The 327-nt window shown below is 58.7% G+C and carries 1 pseudogene; it reads right to left on the bottom strand.

The features are described from left to right. Window positions 1–85: 85 nt before the first annotated feature. Window positions 86–327 (bottom strand): annotated as a pseudogene (locus A3722_RS24355) (hypothetical protein); the annotation flags it as partial.

The raw sequence follows: 327 nt of genomic DNA, 5'->3' as shown, positions 1-327 counted from the left end.
TAGAAAGACGAGCGCGCAATCGACAGCAGCTTGCACTGCTGGACGACAGACAGCTGGGGGTGATCAGGCTCCACCATGCCGCGCCTCACTTCCCGCCCCAGGGCTTGAGCTTTCGTTCCAAAAAAGAGTTGGCTACCGCCAGCTCCCCTATCTTGGCATGGAGTTCCTTCACTTGCTCTTCGTCGATCTCGGGCTTTTTACGGCCACCGCGCTCAAACACACCGGATGCGCCCTCGAGCAAAGCAAAGCGCGTTTCCATTGGTGGATCATCGTCGGATGCACTCCAAATCGGCTCGCCAGTTCGGCTGCGGTCTCCTCGCCCTTCAA

This window comes from Sulfitobacter sp. HI0027 (assembly GCF_001634775.1).
GTDB lineage: Bacteria > Pseudomonadota > Alphaproteobacteria > Rhodobacterales > Rhodobacteraceae > Sulfitobacter.
Note: the sequence above shows the minus strand (reverse complement) of the source record. Positions and strands in the feature narration are given on the sequence as shown.